This is a genomic window from Cellulophaga baltica (assembly GCF_018861125.1).
In the GTDB taxonomy this organism is placed as follows: Bacteria; Bacteroidota; Bacteroidia; order Flavobacteriales; family Flavobacteriaceae; genus Cellulophaga; species Cellulophaga baltica_A.
On record NZ_JAHKQN010000024.1, the window covers coordinates 77,817 to 94,857 of the forward strand.

A 17,041-nucleotide genomic window follows, 5' to 3' on the forward strand; every position below is an offset into this window, starting at 1 on the left:
ATATAATTTATTTTTTTGAATAGTACTTTTTATACTTCCAGAAGCTAAATCCTCCTAAAATAAATACTCCGGCCACGGTATAATAAACAAAAGTAGGCGTTATTACTTGAGCTCCGCTGGCATAACTATGTAATCCTGCTAAATAAAAATTAACTCCAAAATAGGTCATCATAATACTTGCAAAAGCAACGACACTCATAAAATTAAATAACCATCTGCTACGCATTCCGGGCACTAAACGCATGTGAATAACAAATGCATATACCATAATTGAAACTAAAGCCCAAGTTTCTTTAGGGTCCCAACCCCAGTAGCGTCCCCAGCTTTCATTTGCCCATTGTCCACCTAAGAAATTTCCAATGGTAAGCATTACCAAACCTGCGGTAAGCGCTAATTCATTTACAATGGTAATTTCTTTTAAATTAAGTTCCATTCTTTTCTTGTTCTTCTCATTAGTTAAAAGAATAAGTATTAAACTTACAACACCTAAAATCATACCAACAGTTAACGGACCATAACTACCAACAATTACTGCTACATGAATCATTAACCAATAACTATCTAAAACAGGCTGTAAATTCGCTACAGCGGGATCCACCCAGTTACCATGTGCAATCCATAATAACATTGACGCAACAAATGCTGTGGAAGCAATAGTTAAGTTACTACGCGTACTAAATGCCAAACCAATACCCATTGTAGCCCATGACACGTATAAAATACTTTCATAAGCATCACTCCAAGGTGCGTGTCCTGATATATACCAACGTAAAATTAATCCTGCAGTGTGTAGAACAAATAGCACCCAGATAATTACTTTAAAACTTTTAATACCAATCCTAAGCCCTTTTCTATCTTTAAATATTTGAAAAATTAATAGGAAAAACATAATTAAACCTACTAACGCATAATACTTATAGAGTTTATTAAAAATATCTGCTTTGTTGTAAAAAACCTCAGTGTTTATTTTAGTTTCAGTAGGTAAAACTTCTGCCCCATTATTTCTTTGGTTCTGTTTAAACGCTTTTAACAGCTTATCTGCTTCAGAGTAATCCCCAGATTTTATTGCTTTTTTAACAGTTAATAAATAAAACGGTAGTGCGTTTTTCATAAAGTTCCCGTAAAGAGAATCTTTTACAGGGTAATTCCCTGATCGGTATTCTACTGGTGAAATCCATTTATTATTTTCATCATCTAATAATGGGAATACTTTTATTATTTCGCCACCTAAAGCTCTATTTAAAAGCCCTAATCTTAAATACGTATCTTTTATATCTGTTTGAAACTTATTAGGATTTGTAGTTGAAAATGCATTTTCTAAAAATGGGTCAAATTTTGAAATTCCTTTCTCATCAAAAAAGTCAGTAGCCTTAACATAACGTTGATCACTTGGTATTCCTATGATTTTTCTAATACTGTCATTCTGACCTTTCTTATCTAATGCTATAAACTCTGTATTATACCATAATGCAGGACTTAGCATCATTGACAAGAAGACTTGATCAGAATTTAAATCTTTATATTTAGCTTTAAAACTAAGCTTACGTAGTAATTCAGACGAATAGGTGTTTATTGGCTTCATACGACCACCATCATCTTGAATCACTAATTTACCAAAATTCTCTGCATGTTCTTTTGATACCGTAGTAGATTTTAAAATAGAATCTATCTGAAACTCAGTAGGACCTGAATTATGGTCATGCCCATCATCATCAGAGTGTATTTCTTGAGCATTAACGCTAAAACCTAAGGTTAAGAATAAAGCGAAAACCGTCAGCAATTTTCTTTTCTTTTCGTTTAATTTATCTAATGAAGCGGTCAAATCTTTAAATCTAGTTTTACCAAAAAACATAATACCCATTAAACCGATGTACAATAAAAAATACCCAATATAGGTAATCCATGTTCCCCAAAAATCATGATTTACAGATAAACCAGTACCTTTTTCATCAGGATCAAAATTTGCTTGAAAAAAACGATACCCTTGATGGTCTAAAACATGATTCATATAAATATCATAATCAAAAGGGCGTTCATCTTCAATGGTAACTTTACTCATAAAAGAAGAGAAACCCTTTTCGGTACCAGGGTATTTTTCCGCAATAAAATCGTTTAATTTTATACTAAAAGGCAATTCGTATTCTTTTGAACCAAACCGAATTGAAAAATCTAAACCTCCAACATTAAAATTATCTGTAAAATTAGCAGAACCCTTACCTCCTAGAACGGTTTTTTGTACTGTTTCTCCATTCGAAGTAATATCTAAAACAATAGCATCTCTGTCATTCTCAGTAACTTCTTCTTCTGGAATTTGAACAATACCATATGAACCTTTAATTACTGGATCAGGAATCACAAATTGCATACCTGCAGTATTGTATAATGACCTTAATTGTAAAGTTTGTAAACTATCTTTCACCAAATCACCCCTAAATTGGTCAGCCATACGCATAAAATCACCATCAAAAGGTGAATTTATATGATACTCGCCATTTTCAAACAAAATATTAATAGCACCATCTGTAGGCTTATTTAATGAGAATAACACGTTATGAATACTAGTAACTTCACCGCTTTCTATATAGTGATCATGACGCTCACCATCACCTGCTTCAACTATTTTTAAATACTCATTTCCATTATCATCAGCTACCAAATCTTCTTTTGCCCCTTCAATAAACTTTACAAAAGAAACCGTGAATGGTTGCCCATCAAAATCCATTTTCCAAGGTAAACTAGATTTTATTCCTTCTGTGGTAACAATAATATCTTCTTCTAATGGTTTTCTTAATTTTTCGCCATTTATTTCACCTTCAACATTTACGTTTAAAAATGCTTTATCTGAATAAAAAATATTTGAAGATTCTCCTTCTCTAATAGGCATCATACCTTCAAAACTGATATATCTTGTAATAAATGCTCCTAGAATTATCAAAATCCAAGAAAGGTGCAAAATTAGTGTTGCCCACTTTTCTATTCGCAACAATTTATACCGAAACATATTCCCAATAAAATTGATTACAAAAAATACCATGATGGCCTCAAACCAGGTGGTATTATAAATATAAATTCGGGCAGTATCTGTACTATACCAACTTTCAATAAAAGTACCTAAGCCCATGGCTATAGCAAAAACAATAAATAAAACAGACATTAATCGTGTAGAAAAGAAAAACTTTTTCAGAAGTGCTTTCATGGAGAATATACCCTTTGGAATTTGGTATGCAAAAATACGGCCTTTTACCCCTATTTTAAAATCAACATTATGAAAAAGACACTCTTATTTGTTAATTATTTCTTATTATTCAAAAATCTATATCCTATAAAAATTATCAATAGAATTAGTAATACTAAAAACAGAAACTAGATTTTTATTAAATCATTAAAAAAAACACCTTAGTTTTTTTAAAATTTGTAGTTTTGACTATGGTTTCAATTGTACTTATCGGTACCGGGAATATCGCTACCCATTTATATGATACTTTTCTTTTACACAAAGCAATAAATGTTGTGCAAGTTGTAGGCCGCAGCGAAAAATCACTCTCTTTTTTTGCTAAAAAAACAGAGACTTGTTTAATTGATGAAACCATAAAAACTGCTGCAATTTATGTTATTGCTGTTAGTGATGATGCTATTAATAGTGTTTCAAAAAAATTGCAAAACAAAAAAGGACTAGTAGTTCATACTTCTGGAAGTGTCCCACTTAGCAGTTTAACCTATAATAAAAATAGTGGTGTGTTTTACCCTTTACAAACATTTACTAAAGGAAAAAAAATTGATTTTAAAAACATTCCTATTTGTATTGAAGCTTTACAAAAAGATGATTTTTTACTTATTGAAAAACTAGCAAAAATTATTTCAAACAAAGTATATACAATTTCAACTGAAGAAAGACAGCATTTACATGTTGCCGCTGTTTTTGTAAATAATTTCACAAATTATATGTTTACACTTGGTAATGAAATTTGTGAAGAACATAAAGTCCCGTTTGATATTTTAAAGCCCTTGATCAATGAAACGGTGGAAAAAATAGCAGATTTAACTCCAAAAAACGCACAAACAGGCCCTGCAAAACGCAATGATTTTGATACAATGCAAAGGCACATTGAGCAATTAAGATCTAAAGAAAAAAAGAAGATTTATAAATTATTAAGCGAATCTATTTTAGAAAAATATGGAAAAGAGTTATAAAGAGTATTTAAGCAATATCACCACTTTTGTTTTTGATGTTGATGGTGTTTTTACTGATGGTAGTGTTTTAGTGATGACTAATGGAGATTTATTACGTAAAATGAACGTAAAGGATGGTTATGCACTAAAAACAGCTTTACTGAAAGATTATAATGTTTGTATTATATCTGGTGGCACTAACGAAGGTGTTCGCACTCGTTTAAAAGCTCTAGGAGTAACTGACATTTACTTAGGTGCGCATAATAAAATAGACCAATTAAACGACTATTTTGAAGGAAAAAAAATAAATCCTGAAAATGTATTATATATGGGTGACGATTTACCTGATATACCACCAATGCAAATGATTGGTTTACCAACATGCCCACAAGATGCTGTGCAAGAAGTAAAGAGTGTTAGTAAGTACATTTCACACAAAAAAGGTGGCAAAGGTTGTGTACGTGATGTTATTGAGCAAGTTTTAAAGGTTCAAAATGATTGGTATGATAATTTTGATGCTAAAAATGCTTAATTTATGTGGATAGATAAATTAAAGAATTTAAATATTATTCTAGCCTCGGGTTCACCTAGAAGAAAACAATTTTTTGAAGATTTAGATATTCCTGTTACTATTGATGTTAGACCAGTTGATGAAGTTTACCCAGAGCATTTAATAGCTAGTGAAATATCTGATTATTTAGCAGTTTTAAAAGCTTCGAAATTTAAAGAAAATATTGATAGTAATGCTGTTGTTATTACCTCTGACACAGTTGTATGGCACAAAAATGAATCTTTAGCAAAGCCTTCAGACGCTGCTGAAGCATATAGTATGCTTAAAAAAATATCTAACGATTCACATGAAGTGATTACATCTGTCTGTTTTACATCGAAAGAAAAACAAGAAATATTAAACAGTACAACTTGGGTGAAGTTTAAAGCACTTACTGATGATGAAATTTGGCATTATATTAATAATTACAAACCTTTTGATAAAGCAGGTAGTTACGGTATTCAAGAATGGATAGGACTTATTGGTATTGAAGAAATTAAAGGTTCTTACGCAAATGTAGTTGGTTTACCTACACATATAGTTTACAAAACGTTAATGAGTATGGCTGACTAGTTAATTTGCTTTATCTTTAAAAGTAAAAAAGTTGCCCTATGAAAAAAGTTACTAAAATTGAGCAGTTAATTATTGCCTCAATATTAATCATTACAATTTTTGTTTCTTGTAAAACAAATGACAAAAGTGAAGACAAATCAATTGCTAAAAGCGAAATAAACGAACCTAAACCTGAGAAAAAAGAACTTTCTTCTGAATTTAAAGAGTATTGGTATTCTGGTAATGCAGAAATAACTTCTTACAATTTAAAACAAGCTCGCTATGGTCAATTTAGACCAGGAAGCACCGTATTGATTTATGTAACCGAGCCTTTTTTGGCTGGCAAGCAGGTAAAAGCAGACGGTGTTAACCCTGATAATATTCCTGTTTTAAAATTAAACAGTGTAAAAAACTATATAACAGGCATATACCCTTACTCACTAATGACGAGTAGCTTTTACCCTGTTCATGATGATACTCATTCAGTAAAATTATCTTTTTCTGCTCAAGAATGGTGTGGTCATATTTTTGCACAACTAAATAATAGGGAGAAATTTGAAATACAATCCAACTCTTATTTTGAGAGTGAAGCCGATCAGAAGTTTTCTCTTGAGAAAACTCACTTAGAGAATGAACTTTGGAATAAAATAAGAATAGACCCTAGCAACTTACCAACTGGTGATGTAAGCATTATTCCTTCTTTAGAGTTTTTAAGACAAACTCATAAAGAGCTAAAAGCATACAAGGCAACTATAAAAATAGAAAATAAAAATAAAACTATTCAAACGTACACACTTGAATATCCTGAGCTAGAAAGAACTTTAGCTATTGATTTTACAACTGCTTTTCCTCATACAATTGAAGGCTGGAGAGAAACCTATCCAAGTGGACATCATGGCTCAAAAGCAGAATTAATGACAACAACTGCAGAAAAAAATAAATCAATTAAAACGCCATATTGGAAACAAAATACAAATAGTGACTTATTTTTGCGCGATAGTTTAGGATTGTAGCAATATGACAGATTTTTTTTTAAAACACCATCAAGAGTTATTAAGATCACTAATTACTTTATTAGTCGTAATAATTTTAAAATTCATTTTAACTAAAGCTGTTAAAAAAGTTAGTAAAATTGGTGACTTCAATAAAGTTAGAACAAACCTAATAATTAAGTACATAACTATTGCTCTTACCATTATAGCTATAGGGGTTTTGACTTTAATTTGGAGTGTAAACTTTAGAGATTTAGGCGCACTATTAGCTTCTATATTTGCGGTAATTGGTGTTGCTCTGTTCGCTCAATGGTCTATTTTAAGCAATATTACTGCTGGTGTTATTATATTTTTCTCGTACCCTTTTAAGATTGGAAATACCATTAGAATTTTTGATAAAGAAATTAATGGATCAGATGGCCATTCTGAAGAAACTTATATTATTGAAGATATTAGAGCATTTCACCTGCATTTACGCCGTAAAAATGGTGAAATACTAACCTACCCTAACAACTTAGTACTTCAAAAAGGTATTGCCTTAGTAACAACCTATAATGATAATATTTAGTAATTACTTACTAAAAACAATAAATAAATGTAAATTTAGGTTTGTTAAAGAATATTTAAACTAGCACATAACTTTTCTTTATCTATCTATATTTGAATACCAATCTAAACAAAAAAATATGAACCTAAATTTAAGGTTGTTTTTTGCTGTAGCATTATTAGCTAATTTTTGTAATGCTCAAGCGCCAAAAAAAAATAGTTCCTCTGAAATTTATTTGGCAATTCAAAAGCTCAACTTTTTAGGTAAAGCGCTATATGTAGCCGCCCATCCTGATGATGAAAACACACGGTTTATTTCATATTTATCAAATAATTTAAAAGCTGAAACAGCTTACCTATCATTGACAAGAGGAGATGGTGGTCAAAATTTAATTGGCACAGAATTGTCAGAATATTTAGGTGTTTTACGTACACAAGAATTATTAGCCGCTAGGCGTGTTGATGGTGGACAACAGTTTTTTTCACGTGCAAAAGATTTTGGTTTTTCTAAACACCCAAAAGAGACTTTAAAAATATGGGATAAAGATATTGTTTTAAGTGATGTGGTATGGGTTATTAGAACCTTTAAACCCGATGTAATTATTAACAGGTTTGACCATAGAACTCCCGGTACAACCCACGGTCATCATACAACATCTGCTATGTTAAGTTTTGAAGCTTTTGATTTAACTAATGACCCCAATGCTTACCCTGATCAATTAACAAAAACTACATTATGGCAACCAAAAAGATTATTTTATAATACATCATCTTGGTTTTATCGTAATAAAGAAAAATTTGATAAAACAAACTTATTAAGTGTTGACACGGGTGTATTTTACCCTAATTTAGGTTTATCAAACAATGAAATTGCTGATTTAGCAAGAAGTCAACATTTATGTCAAGGATTTGGAAGACTTACTTCTCGCGGTTCAGAAACTGAATATATTGAATTTTTAAAAGGTGATTTCCCAAAAGATGAATCAAACATATTTGATGGCATAAACACAAGTTGGTCTAGGATTGAAGGTGGTGATGAAATTGGAGAAATTTTGTATGACATTGAAAACAATTTTAATTTTCAAGACCCTTCAATACATTTACCAAAGCTAATAGAAGCATATAAATTATTACAAAAAAGTACTGATTTAGACTGGAAAGAAGAAAAATCAGAAGAACTATTAGCAATTATTGAAGCTGTAACTGGACTGTACTTAGAAGCTACTGCAGCAACCGCTACTTCATACCCTGGAGAAACTTTAAAAGTAACTATTGAAGCTATCAATAGAAGTAATGCTCAAATAACTTTAAATGCAATTGCAATTTCAGAAGGAGACATTAATATTTACAATGAAAAATTAATCAATAATAAAAAACTAAACTTTGAAATTGACTTAAAAATTAACGAAGAGCAAGCTTATTCAAACCCATATTGGCTAAATGAAAAAAGCACACTCGGGCTTTACACGGTTAATAATCAAAATTTAATAGGTAAACCAGAAACTCCTACTACTTTTAATGCTATTTTTAAACTAGATATTAATGGTGAGCTCATTTCTATTACTAAACCAGTTGTTTACAGATACTCTAAACCTGATAAGGGTGAATTATACCAACCCTTTGTAGTGCTACCAAAAGCTACTGCTACAATAGCTGATAAAGTTTTAATTTTTACTGACGGAACTAAAAAAACAATTTCAGTAGTTGTAAAAGCTCATAAAGATAACTCTATAGGTAATGTTACTTTAAACCATAGTGATGGTTGGCAAATAGAAACAGAAACAAAACCTTTCAATATATTAAAAAAAGGTGATGCTCAAACAATTGAATTTATTGTAACACCACCAAATATTGAAAATGAAGGATTTATTTATCCAAATATCAGTATTGATGGAAAAGATATATCAAAGCAACTTACGGTAATAGACTATGATCATATTCCGCAACAATCTGTTTTAATGCCTTCACAAACGAAAGTTGTACGTTTAGCGATCAAAAAAGCAGGTCAAAATATTGGCTATGTTGTTGGTGCTGGTGATAAAGTACCAGAAAGTTTGAAACAAATAGGATATACGGTTCACATTATAGATCCTACTACAATTACAACAGCGTCTTTACATAAATATGATGCTATTGTTATGGGAATTCGTGCCTATAACGTGTTACCAGAACTAAAATTCAAACAAAAAAATCTTTTAGAGTATGTTGAAGATGGTGGTACGTTAATTGTGCAATACAATACCGCAGGTAGATGGAACAGTCAGTTTGAAAACATTGCTCCTTATAGCTTAAAATTATCAAGAGATAGAGTTACTGATGAAAATGCAGAAGTGAAAATTCTTAAAAAGAATAGCTCATTATTAAACTACCCTAATAAAATTACTGCTAGAGATTTTGATGGTTGGGTACAAGAACGTGGTTTGTATTTCCCAAGTGAATGGTCTAATGAGTTCACCCCTATTTTAGGAATGCATGATGAAGATGAAACAGAAAAAAAAGGAAGTTTGTTAATCGCTAAGTCAGGAAAAGGTTATTACATTTATTCTGGTTTAAGCTTTTTTAGAGAATTACCAGCAGGTATTACTGGTGCTTACAAGCTATTTGCAAATATGCTTTCTGTAGGAAAAGATACAATTGAAAATGAAGAGACAATTAAAAAATAACAATGCAAGAGAAATTTAATTGGAAAAAAGAGTACTCTTTGGTACTACTTTTAAATATTATTTATGTTATTATTTTTTACTTTATAATGACGGGGAACAGATAATATGGAAGCACTTGATTGGAGTATCTTGGTTGGTACATTAGCATTTATTGTAGGTTACGGAGTTTGGAAAACTAAAGGAAGTAAAAATGTAAAAGATTATGTCTTAGGAGGTAATGAAGCTAATTGGACCACCATTGGTCTATCGGTAATGGCAACACAGGCTAGCGCCATTACATTTCTATCAACTCCAGGCCAAGCTTTTCATGACGGTATGGGTTTTGTTCAGTTTTATTTTGGACTACCAATTGCAATGATTATAATTTGCATTGTATTTGTGCCATTGTACCATAAATTAAAAGTATATACAGCCTATGAATTTTTAGAAAATAGATTTGATGTTAAAACAAGAACATTAGCTGCAATTCTATTTTTAATTCAACGAGGCTTAGCTGCCGGAATTACAATTTATGCTCCTTCAATAATACTTTCAGCAGTACTTGGTTGGCACTTACTAACCTTAAATATTATCATTGGAACAATTGTAACAATTTATACAGTTTCTGGTGGTACAAAAGCAGTAAGTGTTACCCAAAAACAGCAGATGTTTATTATTATGCTGGGTATGTTTATCACTTTCTTTTTCATATTAGGTTATTTACCTGAAGATATAACGTTTAGTAAGGCATTGAAAGTAGCGGGAGCCAGTGGTAAATTAGACATTCTCGATTTCAGTTTTGACACATCAACACGTTACACATTTTGGAATGGTATAACCGGTGGACTTTTTCTATTTCTTGCCTATTTTGGTACTGATCAAAGTCAAGTGCAACGTTATTTATCTGGTAAATCTGTAAGAGAAAGTCAATTAGGTTTAATATTCAATGGTATATTTAAAATACCAATGCAATTTTTTATTCTACTTTTAGGAGTACTTGTTTTTGTTTTTTATCAATACAATACTTCTCCTTTAAATTTTAATCCTGCAGCAACTGCAGCAGTACATAATTCAAAATATTCAAAAGATTATAAACAATTAGAAAATTACCATGATGCTTTGATTATTGAAAAGAAAATAGCACAAGATAAATTTTCTACAGCATTAGATATTAAAGAATATGATGCAACTATTGAAGCTAAAAAGAATATTATAGCTGTAAACAATAAAGAAAAACAAAACAGAGAATTAGCTAAAACAATCATTAAACAAGCTGATAGCACTGTTGAAACAAATGATAAAGACTATGTTTTTATACATTTTATATTAAACTATTTACCAAAGGGATTAATTGGTCTACTACTGGCCGTAATTTTATCTGCGGCAATGTCATCAACAGCTTCAGAACTTAACGCATTAGGAACTATTACAGCTTTAGATATTTTTAAAAGACATACCGAAAAAACAAATAAAAAACCACAAGAATACTATGTAAATGCATCAAAATGGTTTACTTTAATTTGGGGAATTATAGCCATATTAATTGCTTGTGTAACACATTTATTTGACAATTTAATTCAATTAGTAAATATTATTGGTTCTATATTTTACGGAAATGTTTTAGGTATTTTTCTATTGGCTTTCTTTTTTAAATATATAAAAGGGAATGCCGTTTTTATTGGCGCAATAATTACCCAAATATTCATATTTGTAATTTACTACACCTTAATTTACATATACCCTGCAGGACAAGAAAAACTTGGATATTTATTACTTAACCTAATTGGCTGTATATTAGTTATAGCGATTTCATTCTTTTTACAATTATTTGATAACTTACTAAAAAATCCAAAAGTTGAAGCATAAAAAAAGCTCCATATTTTAAAAATATGGAGCTTTATAATATACTTTGTAATAAGAATTACATTGCACCCCATTCTTTTAATGATGCAGTATTCATTCTAATATAATCGTTATTATTTGCTTCTTTAGCTCCTTCTAAAGATATTTTAGCCGCTTTAATAGCTCCTTTTTTATCTCCAGCTTTTGCATAAATAAGTGATTGTCTTCTGTATTGGTAATAAGCTGGTTTTTCGGCCAATTCAATGGCTTTGTCAATCCATTCTTTAGCCTTATTGATATCTTTATCAGAATTTAAATAATAAACAGCCGCAGCATAATAATCATTTGAGCTTGGTCCTGCCATAACATTATCAATAGCTTTCATAACAGTTTTTTCTGTAGGAACGGTAAATGGGATTGAAACTTTAGTATTAGCCCAAATAATATCTAGGTTGGCACCATTATCATTTAAGTCATTTACAGCAAGTGTTAAAGATTCTACTGACTCAGTAATCTTTGTTGGATTCACTTTTACAACCGCAGCTACTTTACTAGCATCCCAACTTTTTGGTGTCCCCCAATTTTCAGTATCAGTGTAAAAATTTATTTCCCAAACACTTTCTCCTGGAGTCGTAAATATTGCATAGGATCCTGCTTTTAATTCTTTTGTACCAACAGTAACATCATCACTAAAAGTTACAATTGAATTTTTATTTGCACCAGTTCGCCATAATTTGCCATAGGTAATTAAATCTCCGAAAATTGTTCTACCGCGCTTAGCAGGTCTTGAATATTCTAAAGTAACATCGGTTAGACCAACTACTTGAGTTGTTTTGGCTACCGGGCTTGGTTGTGGTGTTTCAATTTGTGCATTAACCGCTAAAGTTGTACAAAAAGTAACAAATAAAATAACTGCTTTTTTCATAATTGATTGTTTAATATTTATAAACAAATCTACTAATAAAGCCATATGCAAATGATATAAATTATAAATAAACTTATGGTTAATAATACAAAATATCACAAATACTATTTTGTTTAACTTACTTGGGAATTAATTAAACAAAATTTGTATTTTTATCGTAATTTAAGTTTTAGTTTAAAAAAGTATTTCATGAAGTTATACCGTTTACATGCAAAACAAACACTCCCTATAAGTCAAAAAGAGGCTTGGGACTTTCTATCTAATCCTGCAAACTTAAAAGTTATTACACCTGAAAGTATGGGGTTTAAGGTATTAGCTGGTGCAGATAAAAAAATGTTTGCAGGTCAAATAATACAATACACAGTCGCACCACTACCTGGTGTAAATACTAGATGGGTAACAGAAATAACACATGTAAATGAAGGAACTTATTTTGTTGACGAGCAACGATTTGGACCATATTCGTTATGGCATCACAAACACTTTATCAAAAAAGCAGAAAACGGTATTGAAATGGAAGACATAATAGATTACAAAATCCCTTTCGGAATTTTTGGTCAATTAGCTCAGTACCTCTTTATAAAAAAACAACTAACTAAAATATTTAACTATAGAGAAGAAAAACTCATTGAATTGTTTGGGGATGTTCCCAACGAAAAAAAGTTTTTCGCTTTAAAATCAATCTAAAATATGAAAAAAAACATACTTCTAATTGGTGGCTCTTATGGAATTGGACTAGCTATAATTAAAGAACTAGAAAAAGATTATACAATTTACGTTGCTTCAAGAACTAATGATGAGTTATCTGATCTTAATGTTACGCACATCTCATTTGATGCCGTTTCAGATACTTTAGATACAAGCCAACTTCCTGACGAATTACATGGTTTTGTTTTTTGTCCTGGAAGCATTAATTTAAAACCTTTTAAAATGCTACCTATTGAAGCTTTTCAAAAAGATATGGAAGTCAACTTTTTTAGTTTAGTAAAAGTTATGCATTTAATCATTGATAAAATGGTTGAAAATTCTAGTATGGTATTTTTCAGTTCTGTTGCTGTTAATAAAGGAATGCCTTTTCATACAAGTATTGCCGCATCTAAAGGTGCGATTGAAGGTTTTGCAAAATCCATAGCGGCTGAGTACGCACCAAAAATTAGATGTAATGTTATTGCTCCATCAATTACAAACACGCCACTTGCAAAAAGACTATTAAATAACGATAAGAAAATAGATTTAATGGCTAGTAGACACCCATTAAATAGAGTTGGTCATGTTGTTGATATAGCAAATATGGCTACATTTTTAATTAAAGAAAAAAGTGCTTGGATGACAGGACAAATTATTAATATTGATGGTGGCTTATCAACTTTAAACGTAAATTAATGCAAAAAGTAGCTGTTTTTTGGTTCCGCAGAGATTTAAGATTTGATGACAACACTGGGCTTGCTCATGCCTTAGCAAGTGGATTACCTGTATTACCAATTTTTATATTTGACGAAGAGATTTTAAAAAGCCTACCTAAAAATGATGCAAGAGTAAACTTTATTTATAACACATTACAAGCTTTAAATGATCAAATAAATACAGAGGTTGAAAGTGCTATTGCTATGTACCACAGTACTCCTAAAAAAGTATTTGAGAAATTATTAAAAGAATATGATATTGAAGAGGTTTTTGTAAATCATGATTATGAACCTTATGCTTTAAAAAGAGACACTGAGATTTCTGATTTGTTGTCAAAGAATGATATCAAATTAAATACGTATAAAGATCAAGTGATTTTTGAAAAGGATGAAGTTGTAAAATCTGACGGTACCCCTTATGTAGTTTACACACCTTTCAAAAACAAATGGAAATCTACTTTTAATGTCGAAAAAGATTTAAAAGAGCAACAATCTAATCTGAAATCTGATACATTTTTAAAAAATTCAAATTTTCCTAAGCTCACTTTGAAAGATATAGGGTTTAGTTCTTCTGAAATTAAAGTTGAATCATACAACATAAAAGCTTCGTTGATATCAAACTACGAGGATACTCGAAATTTTCCTGGTATAGAAAATGGCACCTCTAAATTGGGACCACACTTACGTTTTGGAACTGTTTCAGTTCGAAAAATGATCAAAAAAGCCATTGCAGAAAAAAACGAAACCTTTTGGAATGAATTAATCTGGAGAGAATTTTTTATGCAGATATTATGGCATTTTCCTGAAACAATTCACAATGCATTCAGACCCAAATACGATAGAATTGTATGGCGAAATAATGAAGAAGAATTTGAAAAATGGAAAAAAGGTGAGACAGGTTATGCATTAGTTGATGCAGGAATGCGTGAGTTAAACAATACTGGATATATGCACAACCGTGTACGTATGTTGGTTGCCAGTTTTTTGTGTAAACACTTATTGATTGATTGGCGTTGGGGAGAAGCCTACTTTGCCGAGAAACTTTTAGATTATGAATTAAGTTCAAATATTGGAAACTGGCAATGGGCTGCCGGAACAGGTGTAGATGCTGCTCCTTATTTTAGAATATTTAATCCAATAACTCAAGTTGATAAATTTGATAACGAAAAAAAATACATTAACAAATGGGTGCCAGAGCTTCAAGAGCTAACTTATCCAAATAAAATGGTAGACCACAAAATGGCTCGAGAACGTTGTTTAAAAACGTATAAACAAGCATTAGATTAAGTACTATTATAAAAATCTATAAAAAATAAAAAGGAGTAAATCATTATTTAGACAATAACCTTACATAGTAGATATTGTTATTTTAGCTGCTTAAAGAAGTTAACAAAACACGATTGTTTGTAACAGCCAATATTTTGTAAACTAAGACCTAATAATTTGATTTAATATGATTGAGATTATAACTACTACTGCCGAAAAAATATATCCAATTCGGCATACAGTTATGTATCCTGATTTACCTTTTGACTATATTAAGCTACCAAAAGATAATCAGGGAACACATTTCGCTGTAGTAAAAAATGAAAAAATTGTATCTATAGTTTCTGTATTTATAGAAAACAATGTGGCTCAATTCAGAAAACTTGCTACTTTAGAATCGGAACAAAAGCAAGGCTACGGAACATATCTTTTAAAGCATATTATTAAATATGCTAAAAATAAGGGTTGTGAAAAACTATGGTGTAACGCAAGATTAAATAAAGCTGGTTATTACAAAAAATTTGGAATGTATGAAACCAATAAAACATACACTAAATCTGGGATTGATTTTATAGTACTTGAAATGGATTTATCATAAAAAAACCACTATAACATATATTATATAGTGGTTTGGGTAAAACTAAAAAAAACATCTAAATAATTATTTCCACAACACGCTATTTGCTTTTGCTCGTAAAAATAATTTATCGTTGGTAGCCCTTACTTTTATAATATGAGCACCTTTTTTTAAACCATCAGGAATTTGAATACGCCATAGGTGATGGCTAACTTCCGTTGGCTTTGGTATATTACTTATATTCTGCCCTTTATACCGTCCTAATTCTTGTAATTTATAAAAACGTTTAAGTTCTGGAGCTACACCTTCAAACTTATTCATAGCAAACCAATTATTATTCTCAAAACAAATTTCAACCTTTGTGTTTTTGTCTGCAGCAAACACATTTGCATACACGTATGGTTCATTTAATTCGTTTAATGATGTATCCCATTCATTAACTTCAGGTACCCATAAATTTATTTGTTTACTAGCAGGAGCTCCAGATACTTTATAATTAAACTTTCGGTTTGCTCCTTCAACTTCCATAAACCAATATCCTTTGGGTGTGCCATCATCCATCATAGCAAATGGTACTCCCCTTATGTCATGAGAACCTTGCCACCAAGAACCACATACAGCGCCACAAACTAACTCGTGAATATCACTTTTCTCTGCTGTTCTTTTATAATAATTATGAAATTGAGTATGTGTATGCCCAACAGAAATAAAAATATCATCAAAAGGATGTAACAACTCTATTAATTCATCTTTATTTGGAATTTCATTGAAAGGAATATGCATTGCAAGGTTAATTGCCTTATAAGTATCCTTTTTTAAGTTCACTAAATTTTTAATAAATTCTAATTGATTTGCATCTATTTGTGCGTTATATTTTCCTTCTGGTAAAGGAGTAATATTATTTAGTACCAAAAATAAATTTTCGCCATATTCAAATGCATAATATGAAGGACCAAACTTTGATTCAAAAGTTACATCTCTATCATTAAATAGTAATGCATCAAAATTTAAATCATGATTACCAATAACATAAAAAACTGGAGCTCCAATTAAACCCAAAACTTCAGATAAGGGATCAAAAATTTCAAGGTTATCAAAAGACAAATCGCCCAATGGCATTATAAAATCAGGCTTATTATCTACCAATTCTTCTGTTACTAGTTTACCTACATGGTGTACATCATCAACTATATCAACTTGTACATCTCCTAAAAGAGCAACTTTTGCTTTATTATTTTCTTTATGTTCATACAAGGCAAAATCATGTTTCTTTAAATTTTCTTTTTCAAAATTATAATAAGACTGAACAATATTAAATTCATTCAATTTAGAAATATACCCAGACGGTTTTAGTAGAAAAATCAAATTTCCTGGTATTGCCTTTATTGCATAGTAACCTTTACTATTTGTGAGAACAATATCTTTACCATTGCTTATTAAGATATTAGGCAAGACCTTTTCCTCAATATCAAAAAGACCATTTTTATTTTTATCTAAAAAGACAGTACCAGTTACTTTTTGACCAAATGAAATTTGGACAAATAAAAGCAAGGTTATTACAAATGCTTTTTTCATT

The 17,041-nt window shown here is 30.6% G+C and carries 14 protein-coding genes; 11 read left to right on the forward strand and 3 right to left on the reverse strand.

Going from position 1 to position 17,041, the window contains the following annotated elements:
- Positions 1-7: 7 nt before the first annotated feature.
- Positions 8-3,196 (reverse strand): cytochrome c biogenesis protein, encoded by a 3,189-nt coding sequence (ccsA, locus tag KO500_RS12730; RefSeq protein WP_215956931.1) that lies wholly within the window; start codon positions 3,194-3,196, stop codon positions 8-10.
- A 230-nt stretch (positions 3,197-3,426) separates the two neighbouring features.
- Here ccsA and KO500_RS12735 point away from each other — a divergent pair, with 230 nt between their 5' ends.
- From KO500_RS12735 to KO500_RS12765, 7 genes are all read left to right on the forward strand, one after another.
- Complete coding sequence (locus KO500_RS12735; RefSeq protein WP_215956932.1) at positions 3,427-4,191, forward strand: Rossmann-like and DUF2520 domain-containing protein; 765 nt, start codon at positions 3,427-3,429, stop codon at positions 4,189-4,191.
- Positions 4,175-4,702, forward strand: coding sequence for a KdsC family phosphatase (locus KO500_RS12740; protein ID WP_215956933.1), 528 nt, complete (start codon positions 4,175-4,177; stop codon positions 4,700-4,702). Before KO500_RS12735 ends, KO500_RS12740 begins: the two co-directional genes overlap by 17 nt.
- A gap of 3 nt (positions 4,703-4,705) precedes the next feature.
- A complete protein-coding gene (locus tag KO500_RS12745) occupies positions 4,706-5,293 on the forward strand; it encodes a Maf family nucleotide pyrophosphatase (RefSeq protein WP_215956934.1) in 588 nt (195 codons plus the stop codon).
- A 38-nt stretch (positions 5,294-5,331) separates the two neighbouring features.
- The gene (locus KO500_RS12750) at positions 5,332-6,285 is read left to right on the forward strand and encodes a septum formation inhibitor Maf (protein WP_215956935.1); all 954 of its coding nucleotides are present in this window, start codon (positions 5,332-5,334) and stop codon (positions 6,283-6,285) included.
- 4 nt (positions 6,286-6,289) lie between these two features.
- Positions 6,290-6,832 (forward strand): mechanosensitive ion channel domain-containing protein, encoded by a 543-nt coding sequence (locus KO500_RS12755; RefSeq protein ID WP_215956936.1) that lies wholly within the window; start codon positions 6,290-6,292, stop codon positions 6,830-6,832.
- Between the two features lie 118 nt (positions 6,833-6,950).
- Positions 6,951-9,473, forward strand: a complete 2,523-nt coding sequence (locus tag KO500_RS12760; protein WP_215956937.1) for a PIG-L family deacetylase — start codon at positions 6,951-6,953, stop codon at positions 9,471-9,473.
- 105 nt (positions 9,474-9,578) lie between these two features.
- On the forward strand, positions 9,579-11,318 hold the full coding sequence (locus KO500_RS12765) for a sodium:solute symporter (protein ID WP_215956938.1): 1,740 nt from the start codon (positions 9,579-9,581) through the stop codon (positions 11,316-11,318).
- Positions 11,319-11,373: 55 nt separating this feature from the next.
- Here the strand turns inward: KO500_RS12765 and KO500_RS12770 are convergent, their stop codons facing one another.
- A complete protein-coding gene (locus tag KO500_RS12770) occupies positions 11,374-12,219 on the reverse strand; it encodes a DUF2911 domain-containing protein (protein ID WP_215956939.1) in 846 nt (281 codons plus the stop codon).
- A 189-nt stretch (positions 12,220-12,408) separates the two neighbouring features.
- On the opposite strand from KO500_RS12770, the gene KO500_RS12775 reads away from it, so the two are divergent.
- The 4 genes from KO500_RS12775 (at position 12,409) to KO500_RS12790 (ending at position 15,486) form a co-directional block, all read left to right on the forward strand.
- On the forward strand, positions 12,409-12,906 hold the full coding sequence (locus KO500_RS12775; RefSeq protein ID WP_215956940.1) for an SRPBCC family protein: 498 nt from the start codon (positions 12,409-12,411) through the stop codon (positions 12,904-12,906).
- Between the two features lie 3 nt (positions 12,907-12,909).
- Positions 12,910-13,602 (forward strand): SDR family NAD(P)-dependent oxidoreductase, encoded by a 693-nt coding sequence (locus tag KO500_RS12780; RefSeq protein ID WP_215956941.1) that lies wholly within the window; start codon positions 12,910-12,912, stop codon positions 13,600-13,602.
- On the forward strand, positions 13,602-14,909 hold the full coding sequence (locus KO500_RS12785) for a cryptochrome/photolyase family protein (RefSeq protein WP_215956942.1): 1,308 nt from the start codon (positions 13,602-13,604) through the stop codon (positions 14,907-14,909). The genes KO500_RS12780 and KO500_RS12785 overlap by 1 nt, the downstream gene beginning before the upstream one ends.
- Before the next feature lie 166 nt (positions 14,910-15,075).
- On the forward strand, positions 15,076-15,486 hold the full coding sequence (locus KO500_RS12790) for a GNAT family N-acetyltransferase (RefSeq protein ID WP_215956943.1): 411 nt from the start codon (positions 15,076-15,078) through the stop codon (positions 15,484-15,486).
- Positions 15,487-15,549: 63 nt separating this feature from the next.
- Here the strand turns inward: KO500_RS12790 and KO500_RS12795 are convergent, their stop codons facing one another.
- Entirely contained in the window at positions 15,550-17,040 is a 1,491-nt protein-coding gene (locus KO500_RS12795) for a calcineurin-like phosphoesterase C-terminal domain-containing protein (protein ID WP_215956944.1), read from the reverse strand.
- Between the last annotated feature and the right edge of the window lies 1 nt (position 17,041).